Origin of the sequence: Massilia sp. WG5, from assembly GCF_001412595.2 — a bacterium.
In the GTDB taxonomy this organism is placed as follows: Bacteria; Pseudomonadota; Gammaproteobacteria; order Burkholderiales; family Burkholderiaceae_D; genus Telluria.
Window position 1 is genome coordinate 5,153,412 of record NZ_CP012640.2, and the last position, 23,971, is coordinate 5,177,382.

Below are 23,971 nucleotides of genomic sequence, written 5' to 3' on the forward strand. Positions count from 1 at the left end.
GAACCATGAAAGCGATGATTCTTGCAGCAGGCAAAGGCACCCGCGTACGTCCGCTGACCTATGACCTGCCGAAACCCATGATCCCCGTGCTGGGCAAGCCTGTAATGGCTTACCTGATCGAGCACCTGCGCAAGCACGGTATTACCGAGATCATGGTCAACGTCAGCCACCTGCATGAAAAGATCGAGGAGTACTTCGGCGAGGGCGAGCAGTTCGGCGTCCAGATCGGCTACTCCTTCGAGGGCTATACCAAGGAAGACGGCGAAGTCGTGGCCGTGCCGATCGGCTCGGCCGGCGGCATGAAGAAGATCCAGGAATTCGGCGGCTTCTTCGACGACACCACCATCGTCCTGTGCGGCGACGCCCTGATCGACCTCGACCTGAAAGCCGCGCTGATGGAGCACCGCCGCAAGGGCGCGATGGCGACCGTGATCACCAAGGAAGTGCCGTGGGACAAAGTGTCGAGCTATGGCGTGGTGGTGACCGACCAGGAAGGCCGCATCACCCAGTTCCAGGAAAAACCGAAGCAGGAAGAGGCGCTGTCGAACTTCATCAGCACCGGCATCTACATCTTCGAGCCGGAAGTCATCGACCTGATCCCGTCGGGCGTGGAGTTCGACATCGGCTCGCAACTGTTCCCGCTGCTGGCCGAGAAGGGCATGCCCTTCTACGCCCAGGGCCGGCCGTTCAACTGGCTGGACATCGGCAGCGTGTCGGACTACTGGGAAGTGCTGCAGAACGTGCTGACCGGTGAAGTCAACCACATGGACGTGCCGGGCATCCAGATCGAGCCGGGCCTGTGGGTCGGCCTGAACACCAGCATCGACTGGAACGGCACCACGATCAAGGGCCCGGTCTACATCGGCTCGGGCGTCAAGATCGAGGCCGGCGCCACCATCGTCGGCCCGACCTGGATCGGGCATGGCAGCCACATCTGCGAAGGGGCCGAAGTCGTCCGCAGCGTGCTTTTCGAATATACTCGTGTTCTTAACGATGTGACATTGCACGAAACAATTGTGTTCAAGGACTACAGCATCGACCGTGCCGGAGAAATGAAGCATTCCTCCGAATACAGCTCGGACGAATGGCTGAATGCCCGCGACCGCCGCCGCAGCCGCCGCAAGGACGGCGCGGAAGAGACAGATCCCACATTAGAGAAAATTAGCGCATGAAAATTTATCCAGTCATCCTCTCCGGCGGCGCCGGTACCCGCCTGTGGCCGCTCTCGCGCGCCCTGATGCCCAAGCAGCTCTTGCCGCTGGTCACTGACAAGACCATGCTGCAGGAGACCGCCCTGCGGGTCCGCGGCTGGCCGGGGTTGATGGCGCCGCTGGTCGTCTGCGGCAACGAGCACCGTTTCCTGGTCGCCGAACAGATGCGCGAGGTGGGCATCACCCCGAGCGGCATCCTGCTCGAGCCGGTCGGCCGCAACACGGCCCCGGCCGTAGCGGCGGCGGCCCGCCACCTGCTGGCCGAGGATCCCGACGCCATCATGCTGGTGCTGCCGGCCGACCATGTGATCGAAAAGAACGAAGCCTTCCGCCTGGCGGTCGAGCGCGCGTTCCGCCTGGTGCAGGAAGGTTCGCTGGCCACCTTCGGCATCGTGCCAAGCGCGCCGGAAACCGGCTACGGCTACATCCGCCGCGGCGAGCCGCTGCCGGGCTGCGACGATTGCTACAAGATCGAGCGCTTCGTCGAGAAGCCCGACCGCAACACCGCCGAAGGCTTCGTCGCCGACGGTGGCTTCTACTGGAACAGCGGCATGTTCATGTTCCGCGCCGACCGCTTCCTGGCCGAGATCGGGCAGCATGCGCCCGAGATCGCGCAGGCCGCGGAAAAGGCGATGCACAACGCCTACCGCGACCTCGACTTCTGCCGCCTGGACGAAGCCGCGTTCACGGCCTGCCCGTCGGACTCGATCGACTACGCGGTCATGGAACACACCCGTGACGGCGTGGTCGTGTCGGCGGACATCGGCTGGAGCGACGTCGGTTCCTGGTCGGCCCTGGCCGACGTGCAGCAGGCCGACGCCCACGGCAACGTGCAGCGCGGCGACGTCTACCTCGACGGCGTCAGCAACTCGCTGGTGCGCGCCGAGAGCCGCATCGTGGCCGTGGTCGGGGTCAAGGACCTGGTCGTGGTCGAAACCGCGGATGCGGTGCTGGTGGCGCACAAGGACCAGGTCCAGCGCGTCAAGAACATCGTCGACCACCTGAAGGTCCAGGAGCGCACCGAGCACCTGTACCACACCCGGGTCTATCGTCCGTGGGGCTTCTACGAAGGCATCGATGCGGGCGACCGTTTCCAGGTCAAGCGCATCTGCGTCAAGCCGGGCGAGAAGCTGTCGCTGCAGATGCACCACCACCGCGCCGAGCACTGGGTGGTGGTATCGGGCACCGCGCGCGTGACCTGCGGCGACAGCGTCAAGCTGCTGGCGGAGAACGAGTCGACCTATATCCCGATCGGCATGACCCACCGCCTGGAAAACCCGGGCAAGCTGCCGCTGCACCTGATCGAAGTGCAGTCGGGTAGTTACCTGGGCGAAGACGACATCGTGCGCTTCGAGGACGTCTATCAGCGTGCCTGAGGGCGCCTGACCGGCAGGATCGTTCGCGTCACTTGGCAGGACTGAGTGGCACTTCACGCCGCCCGCGCGCCAGCGCCGGCGGCGTTCTCTTTTCCTCAGGCCTACCGTGCGTTCCTCATCATGCAACGGGCATACAATCAGCGTCTCGAATCGATGGGGGGCTCCCATGAAGACGGTCGTTGCAGCAGGCAGCATCCTACTCGTCCTTGCCGGCGGAGCGGCCCGCGCCGGCGATATCATCGGCGGCTCCAGCCTGCTGGACGACAGTCGCCAGGCCCAGCTCGAGCGCTGGCTCGGCCAGGGCGAGTTCAACCTCAACAACGTGTACACGCTGCGTCCGGGCGATACCTCGGTCAGCTTCCACAAGGGGGCGGACGGCAAGGGCGCCACCTTCACCATCCTGGAAGTCACCAACACGGCCGGCCAGTCCTTCCTGGTGGGCGGCTACAACCCGCAGAGCTGGTCGTCGACCGATGGCTGGCACGAGACCCAGCGCGACTTCCAGCGCACCGCCTTCCTGTTCAACTTCACCACGCCGGCGGTCTACCGCCAGGTGCTGAGCGACTTCGAGCTGCCCAGCCAGGGCCAGCGCCAGACCTTCAACGACATCCTGTTCGGCCCCGTGTTCGGTTCCGGCCCCGACCTGCTGGTCAATGACGACCTCAGCAAGGCACTGTCCTGGCAACTGAGCTATGGCAACCCGGCCAACGAAGGCATGAGCATCATCGACGGCAGCCTGGGCGGCCAGGCCGTGACCGTGAACGCGATGGAAATCTTCGCGATCGCACCTGTGCCCGAGCCCGCTTCCTGGGCGATGCTGCTGGCCGGGGCAGGAATGCTCGGCGGCCTCCAGCGCTGGCGCTCGCGCAAGCGCGGCTAAGCCAAACGTAAGTTGTCCGCATTACAAGTTGTGGCATCATGAGGGGATGAGATCGATCCGACGCTGCCTCCTGACCCTCCTGATGCTGGCCGCCGCCAGCGCCCATGCCCAGTTCAGCACCGCCCCCAGCCTGCAGCCGGCACAGCTGGCCATCGTCATCAATGACGCCGAACCGAACAGCGTCAAGATCGGCGAGTACTACCGCAAGCGGCGCGGCATTCCCGCCGCCAATGTGGTGCATGTCAGCATCCCCGACAAACCGCATGAGATCAGCTTCGAGCGCTTCCAGGAGCTGAGGGAAGCGATCGACAAGAAGCTCGGACCGGACATCCAGGCCGTGCTGATGATCTGGACCGCGCCCTACAAGGTCGAGTGCAATTCGATCACCGCGGCCTACACCCTGGGCTTCGACCCCTCCCAGTGCATCAAGACCTGCGCCAGCGGACGCTCCAGTCCCTATTTCAACTCGAGTTCCTCGCGCCCCTATACCGATCTCAAGCTGCGCCTGTCGATGCTGCTGCCGACCGAGTCGGTGGCGGAGGCCAAGGCCCTGATCGACCGCGGCGCATCAAGCGGTTTCCGTACCGTACCGGCCACCGCCTACTACCTGGTGACCTCGGAAAAGGCGCGCAACTCGCGCGCGCTGTTCTTCCCGCCGCCGGGCCGCATCGAGGCCAGGAAGCTCAGCACCAGGACCATGCAGGCCGACGCGCTGGAAGGGGCGAAGGACATCATCATCTACGAGACCGGCATGGCCCAGGTCGACAAGCTGGACACCCTGCATTTCCTGCCCGGCGCCCTGGCCGACCATCTGACCTCGCTCGGCGGCGACCTGCTGGGGGAAGGGCAGATGAGCAGCCTGCGCTGGCTGGAAGCGGGCGCGACCGCCAGCTACGGCTCGGTCAGCGAACCCTGTAATTACTGGCAGAAATTCCCGAACCCGACCGTGCTGCTCAAGCATTACGTGCAGGGCAACAGCGCGATCGAAGCTTACTGGAAGAGCGTGGCCTGGCCCACCCAGGGCCTGTTCATCGGCGAACCGCTGGCGGCGCCTTATCGCAAACGGCCGCGCTAATTCATCATTGGTCCGTACGGACTAATCCGTGGTCATGATGTTGTCAATTTGTGCATTTAATATGCTTTTGTTAAATGCACCATTGACACTTTTTAGTTCCCTTCCAGGACCTTCCATGACCCATCGTGATTCCCATTCCATTCCCGTGCGCCTGACGGTGCTGGCCGCATTGATGGCCGGCCTGTGCGCCCCGGCGCTGGCCGCCGACACCGGCACCGCCGTCGTGATCAGCCAGCTGTATGGCGGCGGCGGCAACACCGGCGCAACGCACAAGAACGACTTCATCGAGCTGTTCAACCGCAGCAATGCCGCGGTCGACCTCGGCAGCTGGAGCGTGCAGTACGCCTCGGCGACCGGCACCAGCTGGCAGGTCACGCGCCTGACCGGCGTCATCCAGCCGGGCCAGTATTACCTGGTGCAGGAAGCCGCCGGCAGCGGCGCCGGCGCGGACATGCCCCAGGCGGACGCCAGCGGCAGCATCTCGATGAGCGCCACGAACGGCAAGGTGGCCCTGGTGAGCAGCCAGACCGCGCTGTCCGGCAGCAGCCCGACCTCGACCACCCTGGTCGACCTGGTCGGTTTCGGCACCGCCAACGGTTTCGAGGGCAGCGCCCCGACCGCGGTCCTGTCCAACGGCACCGGTGCGGTGCGCAAGGAAAGCGGCTGCACCGACAACAACGACAATGCCGGCGACTTCACCGTCGGCACCGTAAGCCCGCGCACCAGCGCCAGCCCCCTGCATTCGTGCAGCGGCGCCCCGATAGCCCAGCCGATCGTGCTGAACTGCCCGGCCAGCATCGCGGGCAAGGCCGGCGCGGCGTTCTCGGGCCTGCTCCAGGCCAGCGACCAGGACAGTATCGTCGACAGCGCCCGCATCACCAGCGGCGCCATCGCCGGCATCGACCTGACCGGCTTCGCCGCCGCCGGCGGCGTGGGCGCCAGCGCCTCGGTCAGCCTGTCCGTCGATGCCGGCGTGGCAAGCGGGAATTATCCGGTCGTGGTCACCTTCGGCAACGGCGATGGCCAGAGCGCCAGCTGCACGGTCAACGTCGCCGTCGCCGGCGAGCGCAGCATTGCGCAGATCCAGGGCAGCGGCGCCACCAGCCCGTACGCCGGCACGGTGCAGACCACCACCGGCGTCATCACCAAGAAGCTCGGCAACGGCTTCTATATCCAGGATCCGGACGGCGACAACGATCCGAGCACCCCGGAAGCCATCTACGTGTTCGGCGCCAGCACCAGCGCCAACGTGGGCGACCTGGTGCGCGTGACCGGTACCGTGACCGAATACACCCCGAGCGGCGCCCCGCGTTCCTTCACCGAACTGACCAACGTCGGCAACGTCACCGGGCTCGGCGCCGGCCGCGCCGTCCAGGTCACCAACATCGTGCTGGGCGCCGAAGACCTGCGCCGCTACGAAGGCATGCTGGTGCGCTTCGGCGGTACCCTGACCGTGAACGGCAACGCCTACCTGGGCGACCGCGGCGAACTGGTGCTGGGCAACGGCCGCCTCGAGACCCCGACCAACCGCTATCGCGCGGGCAGTCCTGAGGCGATCGCCCTGGCGGCCGCCAACCGGCAGAACATGGTGGTGCTGGACGATAACGGCTTCACCACCCCGGCCCACATCCCCTACCTGTTCCAGGACAGCACCGTGCGCGCCGGCGACAGCGTCAACGACCTGGTCGGCGTGCTCGACTTCGGCGCGATCGGCGGCAGCAGCGGCTGGTACAAGCTGCAGCCGACCGAGGAGCCGGTCTTCAGCCGCACCAACCCGCGCGAAGAGGCGCCGACCGTCGCGCCGGGCAACGTGCGCGTCGCCAGCGCCAACGTGCTGAACTTCTTCACCACCTTCACCAACGGCACCGACGCCTGGGGCCGCAGCGGCCGCGGCTGCACGATCGGCAGCAGCACCAGCGCCGGCAACTGCCGCGGCGCCGACAACATGACCGAGTTCGTGCGCCAGCGCGACAAGATCGTGGCCGAGCTGAAGGCGATGGATGCCGACGCCGTCGGCCTGATGGAGATCGAGAACAACGGCGACACCACGGTGTCCTACCTGGTCGACGCATTGAATGCGGCCACGGCCCCGGGCACCTACGCCTACGTGCCGAAGCCGCCCGCAACCGGCACCGACGCGATCCGCGTGGCGATGATCTACAAACCGGCCGTCCTGACCCCGATCGGCGGCGCGCTGTCCGACGGCGATGCGATCAACAACCGTCCGCCGATGGCGCAGGTGTTCAAGGCCAACGCCAACGGCGCCAGGTTCTCGCTGATCGTGAACCACCTGAAATCGAAGGGCAGCTGTGGCGGCGGCGCCGGCAATACCGACAGCGGCGACGGCCAGGGCTGCTGGAACGCGACCCGCATCCAGCAGGCCCAACGCCTGGCCACTTACTTCATCCCGGCGGTGGTGCAGGCGGCCGGCGGCGACACCGACGTGCTGGCGGTGGGCGACTTCAATTCCTACGGCCATGAAGACCCGATCGCCTACCTGACCAGCGAGACCGGCCCGAACCTGGTCAACGAACTGGAGCGTTTCGTGCGCCCGAACGGCATCCCGTATTCCTACCAGTTCGACGGCATGAGCGGCTACCTCGACCATGCGCTGGCCAGCCAGTCGCTGAATGCGCAGGTGGCCGGGGTGACCGAATGGCATAACAACGCCGACGAACCGGATGCGATCGACTACAACCTGGGCGACACCGCCGACGACCCCTACGTGAAGAACGCCTTCCGCGCCTCGGACCACGACCCGGTGGTGGTCAGCCTGAACCTGGCGCCGGCCTTCGCCGACGTGAGCGGCAGCGTGAAGGCGACGCTGTCGGCCCTGACGCTCAACCGTATCACCGGCAAGTCCACCGGCAGCGTGTCGTTCACGAATACCAGCGGCGCCACGATCAGCGGTCCGCTGCAGGCTGTCCTGGAAGGCTTGCCCGCGGCGGTCACGGTCGACAACAAGAGCGGCAGCTTTGCCGGTTCGCCCTACATCACGCTGCCGGCGACCTCGCTGGCGCCGGGCGCGACCGTCACCGTGTCGGCGACGTTCAGCAATCCGAACAAGCTCAACATCACCTTTACGCCGAAGCTCTACACCGGCACTTTTTGATTAAGAGATATCCATCATGAAGAATCTGACATCCCTGTTCTCGCACGCCTTCCTGGCCGCGGCGCTGCTGACCGGCGCCGGCATGGCCAGCGCCGCCGCGGTCTACCACGTCGACATCAAGACTTCCGGTTTCGACACCACCGGCAGCGATACCGGCTACCTGGACATGTATTTCGCGCCCTTCGGCAGCGTCGATCCCGTGACCGCGACCGTGACCGGGCTGAAGGGCGACTTCACCGGCGGCCCGATGTCGTCGGGGGTCACGATCGGGTCGAACGGCGCGCTGAGCTTTGCCAATGACTTCAGCACCGACTACCTGCGGACGTTCAAGCTGGGCAGCGACATCAGCTTCGACATCAGCTTCGACGGCCTGCCGTCGGCGACCGGTACGGCCGGCTTCTCCGCCGACATCATCAATGCCGACTATTCGGCTTACCTGTCGAACGCCGTCACGTTCACGCTGACCTCGGACGGGGTCGGCGTGGCGTCCGACGCGGCGATCACCAGCGTCGGGCAAGCCGCCGCCGTCCCGGAACCCTCGGCCGCGGCCCTGGTCCTGATCGGCCTTGCCATGGCCGGCGCCGTCGCCCGCCGCCGCGCATGATCCGCTTGCGCTAAGTTTCAAGGCTCGACGCGAGCCGCCTGTCCGCAAGGGCAGGCGGCTTTTTTCTTTCCGACTCTTCCGCATCGGCCATTGACTGGATAGGTCCAAGGTCCAATTGGATTGCCCGGTGCAATTTCTATCCTTAATTGGATGACGATCGCCCGCAGGCGATCGAAACGAACGGAAGAGGCAATCATGAACATCAGACTGGACCACGAGCTGTTGGGGCAGGAGAGCTCCGGAGCATGGCGCGCCTTCCTGCCCGGCATCTGGCAGGGCCGGGTCAACCTGCGCGACTTCATTCAACACAACTACACGCCCTACGAGGGGGATGGCGCTTTTCTGTCCGGTCCCACGGAACGCACCAGCGCCCTGTGGCGAAGCCTGGCGCCGCTGCTCGCCGAAGAGCGCGAGAAGGGCGTGCTCGACGTGTCGCAGGTGCCGTCCGCCATCCTCGCGCACGGGCCCGGCTACATCGACCGCGACCAGGAGATCATCGTCGGCCTGCAGACCGAAGCGCCGCTCAAGCGCGCCATCATGCCCTTCGGCGGCTGGCGCGTGGTCGAGAACAGCCTGAAGGCCTATGGCTACACGCCCGACCCGCGGCTGGGCGAGATCTTTACCAAATACCGCAAGACCCACAACGACGGCGTGTTCGACGCCTATACGCCGGCGATCCGCAGGGCGCGCGCATCGAGCATCGTGACCGGCCTGCCGGACGCCTATGGCCGCGGGCGCATCATCGGCGACTACCGCCGCGTGGCGCTGTACGGCGTCGACTTCCTGATCGAAGACAAGATTCAGGAAAAGGCCGAGCTGGACGAGCGCCACTCGACCGAGGAGGTGATCCGGCTGCGCGAGGAACTCTCCGAGCAGATCCGCTCGCTGCAGGAACTGAAGGAGATGGCGGCGCGCTACGGCAGCGACATCGCGCAGCCGGCCAATGACGCGCGCGAGGCGGTGCAGTGGACCTATTTCGCCTACCTGGCGGCGATCAAGCAGCAGAACGGCGCGGCGATGTCGGCCGGGCGCCTCTCTTCGTTCTGGGACATCTACTTCGAGCGCGACCTGCGCGAAGGGAAGCTGCGCGAGGAACAGGCCCAGGAGATCATCGACGACCTCGTCATCAAGTGGCGGCTGGTGCGCTTCCTGCGCGCGCCGGAATACAACGCGCTGTTCTCGGGCGATCCGGTATGGGTCACCGAGGCGCTGGGCGGCATGGGCGAGGATGGGCGCACGCTGGTGACCAAAACCGCCTTCCGCATGCTGAACACCCTGTACAACCTGGGGCCGGCGCCGGAACCGAACCTGACCGTGTTCTGGTCGCCGCGCCTGCCCGATGGCTTCAAGCGCTTCGCCATCAAGACCTCGATCGACACCAGTTCGATCCAGTACGAGTCGGACGACCTGATGCGGCCCAAGTGGGGCGACGATTGCGCGATCGCCTGCTGCGTCTCGGCCATGCGGATCGGCAAGCAGATGCAGTTCTTCGGCGCCCGCGTCAACCTGCCCAAGACCCTTCTGTACGCGCTCAATGGCGGCCGTGACGAGATCAGCGGCGAGCAGGTCGGGCCGCCGCTGGCGCCGATCATGGGCGAGGTGCTGCGCTACGACGAGGTGGTCGAGCGCCTCGACACGATGATGGAATGGCTGGCCGAGACCTACGTCAACGCCCTGAACATCATCCACTACATGCACGACAAGTACTGCTACGAAGCGATCGAGATGGCCCTGCACGACCGCGACGTGCTGCGCACCCTGGCCTGCGGCATCGCCGGCCTGTCGCATGCCGCCGACAGCCTGTCCGCCATCAGGTACGCGCAGGCGAAGCCGGTGCGCGACGAGCGCGGCATCATCGTCGACTTCGAGACGAACGGCGACTTTCCCTGCTTCGGCAACAACGACGAGCGCGCGGATGCGCTGGCCAAGATGCTGGTCTCGAGCATGATGAACAAGATCCGCAGCTACCCGAGCTACCGCAGCGCGGTGCACACCCAGTCGGTGCTGACGATCACCTCGAACGTCGTGTACGGCAAGAGCACCGGCAGCACGCCGGACGGCCGCAAGCGCGGCGAACCGTTTGCGCCGGGCGCCAACCCCTCCAACGGCCGCGACACGCACGGCATCCTGGCCGCGCTGCTGTCGGTGGCGAAGATTCCCTACGACGATGCCGAAGACGGCATTTCGCTGACCCTGTCCGTGGTGCCGTCGGCGCTGGGCAGCGAGAACGAGCGGATCGACCGCGGCATCGGCGCGCTCGACGCCTACTTCACGAGCGGCGGCTTCCACGTGAACGTGAACGTGCTCAGCCGCGAAACGCTGCAGGACGCGATGGAACACCCGGAAAAGTATCCGCAGCTGACGGTACGGGTGTCCGGCTATGCGGTCAACTTCATCAAGCTGACCCGCGAGCAGCAGCTCGACGTGATCAACCGCACCTTCCACGGCAAGATGTGAAGAGGGGACCGTCATGAGCCACTCCCTCTCCGGCAGCCGCTACGAACTGCACGTCACCCACCAGGGGGCGAGCGAGCAGAAGATGCATGCGTATTACGAGGTGCTGCCGGGCGATACCGAAGAAGCCGCGCCGGCCGCCGGCGCCGACCTGGCGACCGGGCTGACCGGCTACGTGCACTCCTGGGAAGTCGGCAGCACGGTCGACGGCCCCGGCCTGCGCTTTGTCGCCTTCCTGACCGGTTGCCTGCTGCGCTGCCAGTACTGCCACAACCCGGACACCTGGCACAAGCTGAACGGCCGGCCGGTCACGGTCGGCCGGCTCATGCACGAAATCGCCAAGTATGCGCAGGTGCTGAAGATCAGCCACGGCGGCGTGACCCTGTCCGGCGGCGAACCGATGGTGCAGTACGCCTTCATGATGGAAATCTTCAGGCGCTGCAAGACGCTCGGCCTGCACACCTGCGTCGATACCGCGGGGCGCCTGGGCGCGCGCCTGACGGACGAGGACCTGATGCAGATCGACCTGAACCTCCTCGACATCAAGTCCGGCGATCCGGACGTGTACCGGACCGTCACCGGCCACCCGCTGCAGCCGACGCTGGACTATGCGCGGCGCCTGTCCGACCTGCGCCGGCCGATGTGGATCCGCTTCGTGCTCGCGCCCGGACTCACGGACGGCTGGGACAACGTCGAAAAGCTGGCCGACATCTGCGCCGGCCTGGCAAGCGTGGAGCGGATCGAGATCCTGCGCTTTCACCAGATGGGCAAGGAGAAATGGCACCGTCTCGGCATTCCTTATCCGCTCGAGAACATGGAGCCGCCCGAGCCCGAGCTCGCCGAGCGCGTGCGCGGGCAGTTCCGCAGCCGTGGCTTGACCGTGTACTGAGCGGGGGAGGAGGCATCATGGAATTCGTCAAGGGTTTGCTGGAACAGCAGCCGCTGATGGCGCTGTTCCTGACGATCGCGATCGGCTACCTGGTCGGCGAGATCAACATCAGGGGCTTTTCGCTGGGCGCGGGCGCGGTGCTGTTCGTCGCCCTCGCGGTAGGCTGGTTCGCGCCCAGGTCGGCGCCGGCGCCGATGGTCGGCACCTTCGGCCTGGCGGTCTTCCTGTACGCCGTCGGCATCCAGTACGGCAAGCAGTTCTTCGCCGGGCTGACCAGTCCGGACGGCATCAAGGCCAACATCATGTCGCTGGTCGGGGTGCTGCTGTCCGGCGTAGTGAGCCTGCTGTACATCCGCCTGTTCACGCTGCCGCCGGGGCACGCGCTCGGGCTGTTCGCCGGCGCCGGCACCAGCACCGCCACGATGCAGGCGGCGATCCTCACGCTGGGCAACAATGACGCGGCAGTCGGCTATTCGGTCGCCTATCCCTTCGGCGTGGCCGGCCCGATCCTGGCGCTGTACCTCACCTTCATCATCATGAAACCGACGATCGAGGTGGCCAGCACCAGCATGGAACTGCTCGAGATCGCACTGCGCAATCCGGAATTCGTCGGCAAGCGCCTGGGCGAGGTGATGGACACGCTGCCGGCCGGCGTGAAGATCGTGGCGCTGCGCCACGAGCACCATAACTTCGCCGCCTCGCGCGACATGTTCATCGCCGAGGACGACGTGGTGCTGGCGGTCGGGCCGGACCGCGACGCCCTCGACAAGCTGCGCCACGACCTGGGCGAGGCCGCGCCGGGCCGCATCGCGAAGGACCGCAGCGACATCGATTACCTGCGCGTGTTCGCCTCGAAGCCGAGCGTGGTGGGGCGTGCGCTGGGCGACCTCGACATGCCGGGCGGGAAGGGGCTGGTGGTGCAGGTGCGGCGCGGCGACGTCGACCTGCTGCCCCAGCCCGACCTGGTGCTGGAGTACGGCGACCGGGTCGGCGTGTTCGCGAATCGCGGCGAGTTCACGGCCCTGCGCAAGTACTTCGGCGACTCGATCAAGGCGACCGCGGAATTCAGCTATATCTCGATCGGCCTCGGCATGGCGCTGGGCTTCCTGCTCGGCGCGATCAGCGTCACGCTGCCGGGCATCGGCAAACTGAGCTTCGGGCTGGCGGGCGTGCTGATCGTCGGACTGGTGCTTGGCAAGCTGCGCCGCACCGGCAAGGTGCACTGGACCATGCCGCTGTCGGCCAACGTCGTACTGCGCAACCTCGGCCTGACCCTGTTCCTGGCGCAGGTCGGGATGTCCTCGGGGCCGAAGTTCGCCGCGACCGTGTCGGCCACCGGCTTCCTGATGCTGGGCCTGGCCTGCGTCACGGTGGCGACGCTGGTGCTGCCGGTGCTCCTGATCGGCTTGTTCCTGTTCAAGATGCCCTACGACCAGGTCGCGGGCATCGTCGCCGGGGCGACCGGCAATCCGGCCATCCTGGCCTATGCGGGCAAGCTGGCGCCGACCGAGAAGCCGGACGTCGGCTACGCAATGATCTTCCCGGGCATGACGATCGTGAAGATCCTGTTCGTGAACATCGTGCCGGCCCTGCTGTTATGACGGCCGCCGGCAAGGAGGCAGGCATGGGAAGCTTCGGGAAGGCGACGCTGGGCGAGACCGACGTGTTCGGCTCCAACGCCTTCGCGCCGCAGGAGATCGCGGAGCGCGTGCAGGGCGTCGGCGTCAAGAAGGCGCGCCTGCCGCTGTTGTCGCAGCTGATCCTGTCCGTGCTGGGCGGCGCCTTCATCGGGATGGGCGCGCTGTGCTACGTGCTGATCCATTCCGACCCCGGCCTCGGCTTCGCCGCCAGGCAGGCGGGGGCGGCGCTGTCCTTCTGCCTCGGCATGCTGCTGGTCGTGGTCGCCGGCGCCGAGCTGTTCACGGGGAATAACCTGATCGTGATGGCGCGCGCCCAGGGTTCCATCGGCAGCGGCGAGGTGGTGCGCAACTGGCTCATCGTGTTTGCCGGGAACCTGGTCGGCACGGTGGGGCTCGCGCTGCTGGTGGTGCTGTCGCGGCATCCCGACATGAATGGCGGCGCGATCGGGCGGGATTACCTGCAGATCGCCGCGGCCAAGGCCGCGCTGCCCTTCATGCCGGCCCTGTGGCGCGGCGTCCTGTGCAATGCCCTGGTCTGCCTGGCGATCTGGATGAGCTATGCGGGGCGCAGCGTCATCGACAAGGCGGTGGCGATCGTCTTCCCGATCGCTGCCTTCGTCGCCGCCGGTTTCGAGCACAGCATCGCCAACCTGTACTACTTTGCGATGGCCCTGCTGCTGGCGCCCGAGAGCGCGATGCCGCTGCTCGGCGGCATGCTGCGGAATATCGTGGCGGTGGTGATCGGGAATGTGATCGGTGGCAGCGTGCTGGTCGGGCTGGTTTACTACCTCATCTACATCCGCCCTCCAGGCCGCCTTAAATAGCTTTTTTGTATCCTTTTCACCACTCCTGCATAGACCGCAAAGGCCTGCCCGATTCGCATGGGGGCCGCTTCCCTCTGGCGTTCCCGCGGTTTTTCCATTTATTCGGCAAAGCTATCAATCCCCAAGGCAAATCATATTGTTCAGTCGGTCTTGCATGGTGCATATTAAAATTATCGTTGTCCCGCAGATATAAGCACTCCATACCAAGCCCATGGCTGCACACATTCTCGTGGTCGACCCCGATCCCGCCGTCCGTGAATTGCTCGCGCTGAACCTGAGCAGCGCCGGCCACGCGGCCGCCAGTTGCCTGGATGCCGAATCGGCCCTGGTCATGATCGACGACCGCCTGCCCGAGATGCTGCTGCTGGAATGGGACCTGCCCGGACAATCCGGCGAGGCCCTGATCCGCCGCCTGCGCGCTTCTGCACGCACGCGCGAGCTGCCGATCATCATGGTGTCCGGCCGGGCAGGGGAGCACGACAAGATCCTGGCGCTGGAATCGGGCGCCGACGACTACCTCACCAAGCCCTTCAACCCGCGCGAACTGCTGGCGCGCATGAACGCGGTGCTGCGCCGGCGCATTCCGCAGGTCTCCAGCGACACCGTGCAGATGGCCGGCCTGCGCCTCGATCCCGGCACCCAGCGCGTGATCGCCGGCTCGCGCCAGCTGGCGCTGGGGCCGGTCGAATTCCGCTTGCTGAATTTCCTGATGCAGCATCCCGAGCGCGTGCATACCCGTTCCCAGTTGCTGGACAAGGTCTGGGGCCGCCACGCCGTGCTCGACGAGCGTACCGTCGACACCCACGTTGGCCGCCTGCGCAGCGCCCTGCAGCCCAGCGGCCACCAGGAACACATCGAAACCGTGCGCGGCACCGGCTACCGCTTCGTGGCCTGCCACTCCATGTGAGCCTCTGCATGGACGCGGTCGTCATCCTCAGTCGCCAGGAGCAGGAATACCTGTTGCGCGCGGTCGAATCGGGATTGCGGGTGGACAGCATGCGCCAGTTCTTTCTGTGGACCCAGGGCCAGGTGCAGGCGCTGCTGCCGCACCAGGTCATGGCGGCGCTGCATTTCTCTCCCGCCGGCGCCCTGCGCAGGCTGGAATGCCTGCACGCGACCGTGCTGCCGCCGCATGCCGAAATCCTGCTGACCGACCGCCGCGACGGCCTGGCCCTGCGGATTGCCCGCCACTGCATGCGCGCCGGACGGCTGCCGGCGCTGGCCGAACTCGGGACGGACGGGGCGGGAGGACAAGGCGGGGCGCTGGCCGGTTTCGACGCGGATCTGCGCGCGGCCGGCTTCGACAGCGTGCTGGTGCATGGCACCGGGCCCTTGGCCGAGGGAGCGAGCGTATTCGTGCTGTTCGGGCTACCGATACGGCCCGGACCGCGGCATGCCTATTTTCTGGAATTGCTGCTGGCGCATCTGCACCTGGCCTTGCTGCGCCTGCCGGCGGCCGAGACTGGTGCGGCAAGCCTGCCGCCGCGGCCGCTGAGCGCGCGCGAAACCGAGATCGTCGGCTGCTTGCGCGAAGGGAAGAACAATGAAGAGATGGCGCAGATCCTGGGGATCAGCGCGCTGACCGTCAAGAATCACCTGCAGCGGATCTACCGCCTGCTCGGCGTCGGCAATCGCGCACACGCATTGGCGCGCTGCCTGGAGTTGCGCCTGCTGGAGGGCTGAATCAGGAATTGGTGGTGCCGGCTGCCTGGTCGGCGGCGGCGCGGCGCATTGCATCGTAGCGATAGGCTTCGGCGTTGGCGTCGATGACGCGCAGGCCCTTGCAGCCATCGGCGGCGCAATCCGGCGCCGGCATCGAGGCGGACACCTGAGCCGACACCTGGGCAGGCGCCTGAGCGACCACCTGGGCAGCGCTGCTCGACTGTATCGCCGACGCGGTCAGGGTCGGCTGGTCGGCCTGGCCACCGCCACAGGCAGCGAGGACGGCAGCGAGGGCGAGGGCGGAGACGGAGCGGATGGCGTGAAGTTTCATGGGGCGGAAAGGGGCGCGTTCAACAGATGAGCTATTGTAGGCAGGAAATTTTCCGCAACTCAACAGTTTTTTAGTTTATTTAGTGCAAATATTGAAAAAATGAAATAGTTTTGTTTGGAAATAAGCGGAGTTGAACGATGATCGTAGGAAATATCCTGAGGGAAATTATTGATGCGTCTGTGCAACGTCGTGCTTGTGCTACGTTTGCGTAAGGACATCTATATAAATTGCATAAACAATTTCACATGCGCGGGAAGATGTGTTAGCGCATCTGCATGCAAAAACGGCGCAGTCCGCAGACTGCGCCGTTCTTTTTTGCCTGAACGATATTCAGGCGCGCTTGCGCTTGCGGGCGCCCAGGCCCAGCAGGCCCAGTCCGAGCAGCGATGCAGTCGCGGGCTCGGGCACGTTGCTTGGCGGCGGCACGTCGGACAGCGCGATATTGTCCAGCCCGATCTGGCCATTGCCGTTGTCCAGGCCCGTGCAGTTGCCGCCGGCATCGCAGCGCAAACTGGCGATGGCGATCTCGACAAAGCTTTCCTGCGCAAATGCGGCGCCATCGCCCAGGTTGGCATTCAAAACGTCGAAGTGCTGAAAGTCCGTGTTGTTCGACAGGTTGAACTGGATGCTCGTGAACGTTCCGTCGGCACGGAAACCGAACACCTGGACGGCGGCGGGGGTGGCGGGGTACTCGGTGCCGGCCATGGCGATGAAGCTGGCGTCGAGGCCGCTGAAGCTGAAGGCCGCGCCCGTGTTCGCGGTGATGTCGACGAAGCCGGTATTGAACAGGTCCAGGTAGGTGGTCGGATCATTGGTCGGGCAGATGTTGCCGGCGCCGCAGCTGGCGGGGTCGCTGCCGTTGATGAAGCGGCCAATCAGGACCGTACCTTGGGGCAATGGGTCGTCCGGACTGAGGAAGGTGGCGGTATAGCCGGCTTCCTGGATGGCGTCCTGGTTGAATACCTGGCCGCTATTGCCGTCGAAAGTGATGACAGCTGCCTGGGCCGCGCCGGCCGTCGCCAGTGCAAGCGTGGCAGCGCCCAGCATACGCCTGAGTGCACCGCCGCGAAGTGTGGTCCTGATCATATGGGTTGCCTTTTCGTTGGAAGATGCGCGGGATGCGCGAATTGCGGGATACTGCTGTGCTGCCGGTGCTGCTAAAAAGTTATCATGGAGTATATCAATTAAGATAATGTTTGTGCGGAAACGCACACACAGGGGGACATCCGGCAGGGCATTGGTTTCGGCAAATGATATTTGCAGAAATTTCAAATTATTCATTGATTATTTGATATTGTACACACGCGGCCTGAGCTTCCACTGCCCATCCGTGCACGCTTGACGCTGCCATGCGCCAGGGCGCATGATGGACCGATGCGAACACTTCTCCTTTTATTGCTGGCCGCTTGCGCCGCCTGCACCACCAGCGCCGCGCCGCAGGCCGGCAAGGCGTCGGCCGTGCCGGCGGTCTCCCGGGACGCGCAGGGCGGCGACACGCTGGCGCGCATCCGCGCCCTGGTCGGCACGCCAGGCTGCTCTTCGGATGATCAGTGCCATACGCTGGCGATCGGCCACCGCGCCTGCGGTGGTCCGGAGAGCTACCTGGCCTGGTCTTCGGAAAAGACCCCGCAGGCTGAACTCCAGGCCCTGGGTGAACGCTACAAGGAAGAGCGGCGCGCCGCCGATGCGGCTTCGGGCATGGCGTCGACCTGCCAGTTCATGGCGGATCCCGGCGCGGTCTGCCGCGCCGGCACTTGCCAGCTGGGCGCGGGCGGGCCGCAGGCGCGCTGAGCTCGACACATCAATAAAAAAGCCGCGGCCCGAAGGCACGCGGCTTTTTTTGCGCCCGGCGGGTTCGCCGGGCCGGTCCTGAGTATTAAATACCCGAGTCTTGCTGGACCACGGCGCGCTGCACCGGCTCGCCCAGCGGGATCGGGTTGTTGGTCTCGACCTGGAACACGGTGGTCGCACCGACGACGCCGGTCGCGTCCTGCTGCAGCTGGACGGCGCCCAGGAAGCGCTTGCCGGTCGCCAGGCCCGACCAGCCAGCGGCGACGGTGGCGGCGCTGCCCTGGTAGACCTTGGCCGGCACGCCGACGCGGAAGCTGCCGGCCTTGTCGGCGGTGGTCACGACGGCCGACGACAGCTTGTAGCTCGACGACACCTTGTTCGGCGTCGTGAAGCCGACCACGCACACCTTGTAGGTGCCTGCTGCCGGTGCGTTCAGCGCCACCAGTTCGTTGGCGCCTTCGTTGCCCGAGTAGGCGACCAGGTTGCCGGCCGGGTTCAGCACGGCGAGGTCGAGGTCGGTCGCGCCGGTGCCGGCGTCGGTGTCACGGTCGAACAATTCCCACTGCGCCAGCAAGGTGCCGGCGGGGACGGTCACCGAGGTCACCTTCACGCCGGCGATGGCGTTGCGGCAGGCGGTCTGTACGGCGGCAGTGCTGTTCACCGTGCTGAGGACTGCCTGGGCGACGACGTCGTCGCTGCGGGTGATTTCCTTCATGCCGGACAGCGCCTTGACGGTGCCGGTGAAGCCGGTCTGGATCGAGTACGACTTGCTGGCCGCGGTCTTCGGCACCGAGATCAGGCCCGGCGCGATGAACGGCGTGCCGGAACGCGCCACCACCGGGATGCGGACGGTGTGCTTGCTGCCGGCCAGCGTCAGCGAGCCGAACTGCCAGGTGTTGAAGGCCGAGTTGGTGCGGGTCAGGGTCACCGTGAAGGTGGCGCTGGCGCCCGGTGCGACCGTCAGCGAGGCCGGCGACACGGCGACCGAGAAGCCCGGCACCGTCGACGTCGCGGCGTAGGTTTCGGCTTCGGCGCCGACGTTGGTCACCTTGCGGGTCACGACGGTGCTGCCCAGCACGTTACCGACCGAGATCGACGGCAGGTTCAGGTTGTAGCCGGCGATCTGGCCGCCCGCGCAGTTTGCGCCCGACACGCCCAGGCCGCACAGGTAGCGCTGGTAGTCTGCCGCTGCGATATCGAACACCAGGCCCGGATCCATCGCGCCGTTCGGGTTGATGTGGCCGGCGCCCTGGCCGAACGGCAGGATGCCGCGGGTGTCGCCGGCCGGGATGGTATCGGCGAAGGTGTCGGTGGCGCTGGTCATCAGCGCCGATTTGATCATCGCCGGGGTCCAGGTCGGGTTCAGCTGGTGCAGCAGGGCGGCGATGCCGGCCACGTGTGGCGCGGCCATCGAGGTGCCCTGGTAGGAAGCCCAGGCGCTGACCGGGGCGGCGGTGCCGTTGACGACATCGGCGCGCTGGGCCGCGGTCATTTCCGGGGTCACGGCGGCGATGATGTCGACGCCGGGCGCAGCCAGGTCGGGCTTGAGCTGGTTGCCGTCGTAGCGGTTCGGGCCGCGCGAGGAGAACGAGGCCACCACCGGCGCCTTCACGGCCGAGGTGCCGGTGACGAACTTGGTCATCGAGGCGCTTGCGCCCTGGCTGGCGGCGTAGGTCTTGATGATGGCGCCGTCGGCCGCGCTCACGTGCACGGTCGGGACCGCGTGCACTTCGGCGATCAGGCCCGCGCCGTTGTCGATCTCGACCATGCCGACGCCGCCGGCTTCCTTGACGGCCTTGCTCTTGTCGAGGCGGTCGTTGGTGCCGCGGGTGCAGGTCACGATCTTGCCGGCGACCTTGGCCGGATCCAGCGAGGGCTTGGCGACCGGCCAGTCGGCGCTGGTCCAGGTCGAGCTGTAGCACAGCGAGGACGAGTTCGCGCTGGCGGTGGCCAGGGCCGCCTGCTCCGAGGTGATCATCGGCGCCGCCGGCAGCGGGGTGGTGATCATCGAGGCGCCGGTGAACTTGCGGCCGTCGCCCAGCAGGACGTCGGACTGCAGCTCGCGGTTGTGGGTCGAGGCGGCGATGGTGGCTTCCCATGGGCTGATGTGGGCCACGCTGTTGGACGGGCCGTCATTGCCGGCCGATGCCGAAACGAACACGCCGGCGTTCGAGGCGTGCAGGAAGGCCTGCTCGACCAGGTCGGTGACCGCGGTGCCGCCGCTGATCGAGTAGTTGATGACGTTCACGCCGTCGACCACGGCCTTTTCGATTGCCGCGACGCTGTCGCCGGTGAAGCAGCTGTTCTTGCCGCCGGTCGGGTCGGTGGCGTCGTTGTAGGTCCAGCACACCTTGTACATGGCGATGCGGGCGCGCGGCGCCATGCCCGACACCGGGCCGAGGCTGACGCCGCTGACGATCGATTCCGCCCCGGCGTTGCCGGCCGCGGTGCTCGAGGTGTGGGTGCCGTGGCCGCCATGGCCGACGGTGCCGCCGATCGAATCGCGCGGCGAGCGGAATTCGGTCCAGTGGGTGGTGTATTGCGGCAGGCTCTTGAAGGTGGCGTCGAAATACTGCGCGCCGATCAGCTTGTTGTTGCAGTTGGCGGCGGTGAAGCCTTCGCCGGTCTGGCAGCTGCCTTTCCAGGTCGAGGGCGGCGCGTCATACGCCAGGCTGCCGTTGTTGTCGAAGGTCGGTTTGCCGTTGGCGTCGACGCGGTCGGCATAGGCCGGATTTTCCGGCCACACGCCACCGTCGACGATGCCGACCACGATGCCTTCGCCGGCAGCGCTGCGGCCGCCCAGCTTGGCCCACAGGCCGTCGTCCTTGTCCAGGCCCAGGAAATGCGAGGTGTAGGTCGTGTCCATCTTGCGCGGGGTGTCCGGGGTCACCGAGGCGACGTCGGTGCGGGCCTGCAGGGCGCGCACTTCGTCGTCGGTCAGCATCGCGGCAAAGCCGTTCAGCACCACGCTGTAGGTGTAGGTCACCGGCGCGTTGGCGACCACGGCCTGCACGCTCGACTGCTTCCCGGCCAGGTAGTCGCTGTACTGGACCACGGCGTTCGAGCTCAGTTCGAGGCGCTGGCCCGGCTCGGGCTTGGTGGCGGCGAGGCCGTCGATACCGCCTTCGTAGGATGCTACCGGCTTGTCGGCCAGCTGCACGATGTAGGGACGGCGCAGGTCATCTGCCTGGGCGCTGGCCAGCATGCCGGCCAGCAGCAGCGCGACGGCTGCGGAAAGGGGACGCATCTTCATTCGGTTTTTCCTCTCTTTATCGTTGTTCTTGTGGAGCGCGGTTCAGGACTTGCGGCGGCGTGCGGCGGCCAGGCCCAGCAGGCCCAGGGCGGCGAGGGCGGCGGTGGCCGGTTCCGGCACGTCGGTGGTGGTGATGTTGTCGATGCCGAACTGGCCGCGGTCGGTGGCGAAGGCCTGGCAGCTGCCCCCGGTATTGCAGGCGAAGCCGTAGAACAGGGCTTCCTTCAGCACGGTGTTGGCGAACACGCCGCTGGTGTTGAAGGTGTTCAGCTGGAAGTTCTTGGCCTGGACCGCGTTGTCGAACCAGAAGTCCTGGGTAATGCTGGTGCCGGCGGTGGTGATGCCGAGGATGCGCACCAGGCCGACCGGGTTGGGGTAGCTGCCCATGGCGGCGTTGGTGCCGATGAAACCGGCGTCGAAGGACTTGATCTTGAAGCCCGCGCCCGCCGTGAACATCATGTCGAGGTAGGTGTCGTTCAGGGCGCCGAAATAGGCGCCGGACTTGTTGCCCGGGCAGATCTGCGACGAGGTATCGCAGCTCGATCCGTCGCCGTCGTACACCATGCCGACCAGGCTGCCGTATCCGTCGCCCGGCAGGTTCGCGAAGAAGCCGATGTCGTAGCCGGCCTCCTGCCACAGGTCGCCGCCGAATACCATGCCCGGGCCGAAGTTCTGCGGGTCGTCGAAGGTGATGACGCCGGCCTGCGCGGGGGCCGCGGCCGCGACGGCGAGCACGGCCGCACCGAGGAATTTCTGAAGGCCGCGAGGTGCGGCGGGAACGACGGAATGTGTGGTCCGATTCATGAGATCTGCCTTTTTCGTTATGGTTGAATCGCGTCCCGCCCGGCGGCTGGACGCAGGCTTTGATACACCGTGTTTATTTACCCGGTTGCAATTAAATATAGCAACGGAAACAATTTTTGTGACAAAAAAATCAACGATTTAAACATGGTTTTTTTGGTGCACTGTGGAATTTAATTCGGTTTCCCCTAGTAAATCCTTGTCCAGGAACGAAATGACATTTGTTCAAAATCCGCTACAGATTTGCGACATGTCGATCGCTTTCTAATGAATGGGAACACACTCATCTGTTCGTCTATCGCTGGCTTGTTTTAATTCAAAAAAAGAAATTGTCTATGCGCTAATGGGCGTGGTAGCCTAGCAGCGCTATGCTTTCCAAAAGGCACAAAGGAGTGGGAATGGTTTCAGAGCTGTACCGGGGCATGACAGGTGGTGCACGCAGCGTTCGCAGCGCGGGTTTCACCCTGCTCGAACTGCTGGTGGTGATCGTCATCATCGGTCTGCTGGCGGCCTATGTCGGTCCCAAGTATTTCTCGCAGCTCGGCAAGTCCGAAGTCACCGTCGCGCGCGCCCAGATCGAAGCCTTCGAGAAGTCGCTCGACACCTTCCGCCTCGACGTGGGCCGCTATCCGACCACGGAAGAAGGCCTGAATGCCCTGATGACGGCGCCGCCCACGGCCGCCGGCAAATGGAACGGCCCCTACCTGAAGAAGGGCGTGCCGCTCGACCCCTGGGGGCATGCTTACCAATACCGCGCCCCCGGCAGCAAGGGCGAGTATGAGATTCTCTCGCTGGGCAAGGACGGCCAGCCCGGCGGCGCCGGCGAAGCCGCCGACATCAGCTCGCAGTAAAGCGCTTCCACCGTGCAGTTCGCGGTTCGCACCCTCGCTCCCGACATGAGCATCGCCCGTGTGGTGGTCGACGCCTCGGATGAGGCGGATGCGCGGCGCCAGGTCGAGGCGCGCGGACTCTATGTCAGCGCGGTCGAACCGGTGCGCGGCGCAGGGCTGCGCTTCCATGGGCGTCGCGGCGGCAAGCTGTCGCTGGTGCTGTTCAGCCAGGAGCTGCTGGCGCTGCTGACCGCGGGCCTCGGCATCGTCGAAGGCCTGGAGGCCCTGCTCGAAAAGGAAGCCAGCCCCGCCACCCGCGCCGTGCTGGAGCGCCTGCTGGCCGGCCTGCGCGAAGGCAAGCGCTTCTCCGGCGTGCTGGCCGAGCAGCCGGGCCTGTTCCCGCCGCTCTACGTCGGCATCGTGCGCGCCGCCGAAGGCACCAGCGACCTGCCGCGCGCGCTCGAACGCTATATCGAATACCAGCAGCGCATCGACACCGTGCGCGCCAAGATCGTCAGCGCCTCGATCTATCCTTCGATCCTGCTGGTGGTCGGCGGCGGCGTCTCGATCTTCCTGATCTCCTATGTGGTGCCGCGCTTCGCCGAGGTGTACCAGGGGGCAGGGCGCAACCTGCCGTGGATGTCGCGCGTGATGCTCGAATGGGGCCAGTTCGCGGGCCGCCACGCGGGCGGCCTGCTGCTGTCCTTCGCCGCCGCGATCTTGCTGGCCGGCTGGGGCATCCGCCGCGTGCTGCGCCGGGGCGGGGCGGCGCGCCTGCTGGCGAAGCTGCCCGGCATCGGCGAACGCGCCCGCGTCTACGAGCTGTCGCGCCTGTACCTGACCCTTGGCATGCTCAACGAAGGCGGCATCACCCTGGTGAGCGCGATCGGGACCGTGCAGGGCATGGTCTCGCCCGGCCTCGCCGCCGGCCTGCGCGCGGCCAAGGGCGCGATCGAATCCGGGCGCCCGCTGTCCGACGCCTTCGAGGCCAACGGCCTGACCACGCCGATCTCGTTGCGCATGCTGCGAGTGGGCGAGCGCACCGGCGACATGGGCCCGATGCTGACCCGCTCGGCCGCCTTCTACGACGGCGAGATCGGGCGCTGGATCGACCGCTTCACGCGCACCTTCGAGCCGCTGCTGATGGCCGCGATTGGCCTGGTGGTCGGCGCCATCGTCGTGCTGCTGTACATGCCGATCTTCGACCTTGCCGGAGACATGTCGTGAGCGCGCCGCTG

At 66.0% G+C, this 23,971-nt stretch carries 19 protein-coding genes; 15 read left to right on the plus strand and 4 right to left on the minus strand.

The genetic code is table 11. The annotated features are described in order from the left end of the window. The first annotated feature begins 5 nt into the window (after window positions 1–5). The 12 genes from AM586_RS22980 to AM586_RS23035 all read left to right on the plus strand — a co-directional run bounded on the left by AM586_RS22980 (window position 6) and on the right by AM586_RS23035 (window position 15,748). The gene (locus AM586_RS22980) at window positions 6–1,172 is read left to right on the plus strand and encodes a sugar phosphate nucleotidyltransferase (RefSeq protein ID WP_047823243.1); all 1,167 of its coding nucleotides are present in this window, start codon (window positions 6–8) and stop codon (window positions 1,170–1,172) included. Beyond that, the gene (locus AM586_RS22985; RefSeq protein ID WP_047823239.1) at window positions 1,169–2,587 is read left to right on the plus strand and encodes a mannose-1-phosphate guanylyltransferase/mannose-6-phosphate isomerase; all 1,419 of its coding nucleotides are present in this window, start codon (window positions 1,169–1,171) and stop codon (window positions 2,585–2,587) included. Before AM586_RS22980 ends, AM586_RS22985 begins: the two co-directional genes overlap by 4 nt. A 166-nt stretch (window positions 2,588–2,753) precedes the next feature. After that, window positions 2,754–3,467, plus strand: coding sequence for a PEP_CTERM-anchored TLD domain-containing protein (locus AM586_RS22990; protein WP_047823238.1), 714 nt, complete (start codon window positions 2,754–2,756; stop codon window positions 3,465–3,467). 46 nt (window positions 3,468–3,513) lie between these two features. Then, complete coding sequence (locus tag AM586_RS22995; protein ID WP_082439487.1) at window positions 3,514–4,542, plus strand: TIGR03790 family protein; 1,029 nt, start codon at window positions 3,514–3,516, stop codon at window positions 4,540–4,542. Window positions 4,543–4,657: 115 nt separating this feature from the next. Further along, window positions 4,658–7,654: an ExeM/NucH family extracellular endonuclease gene (locus AM586_RS23000; RefSeq protein ID WP_047823234.1), complete on the plus strand. Its 2,997-nt coding sequence runs from the start codon at window positions 4,658–4,660 to the stop codon at window positions 7,652–7,654. Window positions 7,655–7,670: 16 nt separating this feature from the next. Beyond that, the gene (locus AM586_RS23005) at window positions 7,671–8,258 is read left to right on the plus strand and encodes an NF038129 family PEP-CTERM protein (protein WP_047823232.1); all 588 of its coding nucleotides are present in this window, start codon (window positions 7,671–7,673) and stop codon (window positions 8,256–8,258) included. Window positions 8,259–8,453: 195 nt separating this feature from the next. Further along, a complete protein-coding gene (pflB, locus tag AM586_RS23010; RefSeq protein WP_047823230.1) occupies window positions 8,454–10,715 on the plus strand; it encodes a formate C-acetyltransferase in 2,262 nt (753 codons plus the stop codon). 13 nt (window positions 10,716–10,728) lie between these two features. After that, window positions 10,729–11,601, plus strand: coding sequence for a pyruvate formate-lyase-activating protein (gene pflA, locus AM586_RS23015; protein ID WP_082439488.1), 873 nt, complete (start codon window positions 10,729–10,731; stop codon window positions 11,599–11,601). Window positions 11,602–11,618: 17 nt separating this feature from the next. Then, window positions 11,619–13,202 carry an aspartate:alanine exchanger family transporter gene (locus tag AM586_RS23020; protein ID WP_047823229.1) on the plus strand — a complete coding sequence of 528 codons (1,584 nt, stop codon included), beginning with the start codon at window positions 11,619–11,621 and terminating at the stop codon, window positions 13,200–13,202. Between the two features lie 23 nt (window positions 13,203–13,225). Beyond that, the gene (locus AM586_RS23025; protein WP_047823227.1) at window positions 13,226–14,065 is read left to right on the plus strand and encodes a formate/nitrite transporter family protein; all 840 of its coding nucleotides are present in this window, start codon (window positions 13,226–13,228) and stop codon (window positions 14,063–14,065) included. A gap of 211 nt (window positions 14,066–14,276) precedes the next feature. Further along, complete coding sequence (locus AM586_RS23030) at window positions 14,277–14,972, plus strand: winged helix-turn-helix domain-containing protein (RefSeq protein ID WP_047823226.1); 696 nt, start codon at window positions 14,277–14,279, stop codon at window positions 14,970–14,972. An 8-nt stretch (window positions 14,973–14,980) separates the two neighbouring features. Next, window positions 14,981–15,748, plus strand: a complete 768-nt coding sequence (locus tag AM586_RS23035; protein ID WP_047823225.1) for a LuxR C-terminal-related transcriptional regulator — start codon at window positions 14,981–14,983, stop codon at window positions 15,746–15,748. A gap of 1 nt (window position 15,749) precedes the next feature. Here the strand turns inward: AM586_RS23035 and AM586_RS23040 are convergent, their stop codons facing one another. Together AM586_RS23040 and AM586_RS28660 are read right to left on the minus strand one after the other, a co-directional pair. Then, the gene (locus AM586_RS23040) at window positions 15,750–16,058 is read right to left on the minus strand and encodes a hypothetical protein (protein ID WP_047823224.1); all 309 of its coding nucleotides are present in this window, start codon (window positions 16,056–16,058) and stop codon (window positions 15,750–15,752) included. Between the two features lie 330 nt (window positions 16,059–16,388). Beyond that, window positions 16,389–17,144, minus strand: coding sequence for an NF038120 family PEP-CTERM protein (locus AM586_RS28660; protein ID WP_197416389.1), 756 nt, complete (start codon window positions 17,142–17,144; stop codon window positions 16,389–16,391). Between the two features lie 288 nt (window positions 17,145–17,432). On the opposite strand from AM586_RS28660, the gene AM586_RS23050 reads away from it, so the two are divergent. Continuing rightward, window positions 17,433–17,849 (plus strand): hypothetical protein, encoded by a 417-nt coding sequence (locus tag AM586_RS23050; RefSeq protein ID WP_156328111.1) that lies wholly within the window; start codon window positions 17,433–17,435, stop codon window positions 17,847–17,849. An 85-nt stretch (window positions 17,850–17,934) separates the two neighbouring features. On the opposite strand, the gene AM586_RS23055 is transcribed toward AM586_RS23050, so the two are convergent. Together AM586_RS23055 and AM586_RS23060 are read right to left on the minus strand one after the other, a co-directional pair. Then, window positions 17,935–21,102, minus strand: a complete 3,168-nt coding sequence (locus AM586_RS23055) for a S8 family serine peptidase (protein ID WP_047823221.1) — start codon at window positions 21,100–21,102, stop codon at window positions 17,935–17,937. Between the two features lie 42 nt (window positions 21,103–21,144). After that, entirely contained in the window at window positions 21,145–21,906 is a 762-nt protein-coding gene (locus AM586_RS23060) for an NF038120 family PEP-CTERM protein (RefSeq protein ID WP_082439490.1), read from the minus strand. Between the two features lie 395 nt (window positions 21,907–22,301). Here AM586_RS23060 and gspG point away from each other — a divergent pair, with 395 nt between their 5' ends. Further along, window positions 22,302–22,754, plus strand: a complete 453-nt coding sequence (gene gspG, locus AM586_RS23065) for a type II secretion system major pseudopilin GspG (RefSeq protein ID WP_229412939.1) — start codon at window positions 22,302–22,304, stop codon at window positions 22,752–22,754. Window positions 22,755–22,766: 12 nt separating this feature from the next. Further along, window positions 22,767–23,960 carry a type II secretion system F family protein gene (locus AM586_RS23070; protein WP_047823166.1) on the plus strand — a complete coding sequence of 398 codons (1,194 nt, stop codon included), beginning with the start codon at window positions 22,767–22,769 and terminating at the stop codon, window positions 23,958–23,960. Window positions 23,961–23,971: the final 11 nt, after the last annotated feature.

Bases quoted from the DNA above. Each gene is read 5' to 3' on its own strand.
- AM586_RS22980 (WP_047823243.1), top strand. From the start codon at position 6: ATGAAAGCGATGATTCTTGCAGCAGGCAAAGGCACCCGCGTACGTCCG.
- AM586_RS22985 (WP_047823239.1), top strand. From the start codon at position 1,169: ATGAAAATTTATCCAGTCATCCTCTCCGGCGGCGCCGGTACCCGCCTG.
- AM586_RS22990 (WP_047823238.1), top strand. From the start codon at position 2,754: ATGAAGACGGTCGTTGCAGCAGGCAGCATCCTACTCGTCCTTGCCGGC.
- AM586_RS22995 (WP_082439487.1), top strand. From the start codon at position 3,514: ATGAGATCGATCCGACGCTGCCTCCTGACCCTCCTGATGCTGGCCGCC.
- AM586_RS23000 (WP_047823234.1), top strand. From the start codon at position 4,658: ATGACCCATCGTGATTCCCATTCCATTCCCGTGCGCCTGACGGTGCTG.
- AM586_RS23005 (WP_047823232.1), top strand. From the start codon at position 7,671: ATGAAGAATCTGACATCCCTGTTCTCGCACGCCTTCCTGGCCGCGGCG.
- pflB (WP_047823230.1), top strand. From the start codon at position 8,454: ATGAACATCAGACTGGACCACGAGCTGTTGGGGCAGGAGAGCTCCGGA.
- pflA (WP_082439488.1), top strand. From the start codon at position 10,729: ATGAGCCACTCCCTCTCCGGCAGCCGCTACGAACTGCACGTCACCCAC.
- AM586_RS23020 (WP_047823229.1), top strand. From the start codon at position 11,619: ATGGAATTCGTCAAGGGTTTGCTGGAACAGCAGCCGCTGATGGCGCTG.
- AM586_RS23025 (WP_047823227.1), top strand. From the start codon at position 13,226: ATGGGAAGCTTCGGGAAGGCGACGCTGGGCGAGACCGACGTGTTCGGC.
- AM586_RS23030 (WP_047823226.1), top strand. From the start codon at position 14,277: ATGGCTGCACACATTCTCGTGGTCGACCCCGATCCCGCCGTCCGTGAA.
- AM586_RS23035 (WP_047823225.1), top strand. From the start codon at position 14,981: ATGGACGCGGTCGTCATCCTCAGTCGCCAGGAGCAGGAATACCTGTTG.
- AM586_RS23040 (WP_047823224.1), bottom strand. From the start codon at position 16,058: ATGAAACTTCACGCCATCCGCTCCGTCTCCGCCCTCGCCCTCGCTGCC.
- AM586_RS28660 (WP_197416389.1), bottom strand. From the start codon at position 17,144: ATGATCAGGACCACACTTCGCGGCGGTGCACTCAGGCGTATGCTGGGC.
- AM586_RS23050 (WP_156328111.1), top strand. From the start codon at position 17,433: ATGCGAACACTTCTCCTTTTATTGCTGGCCGCTTGCGCCGCCTGCACC.
- AM586_RS23055 (WP_047823221.1), bottom strand. From the start codon at position 21,102: ATGAAGATGCGTCCCCTTTCCGCAGCCGTCGCGCTGCTGCTGGCCGGC.
- AM586_RS23060 (WP_082439490.1), bottom strand. From the start codon at position 21,906: ATGAATCGGACCACACATTCCGTCGTTCCCGCCGCACCTCGCGGCCTT.
- gspG (WP_229412939.1), top strand. From the start codon at position 22,302: ATGGTTTCAGAGCTGTACCGGGGCATGACAGGTGGTGCACGCAGCGTT.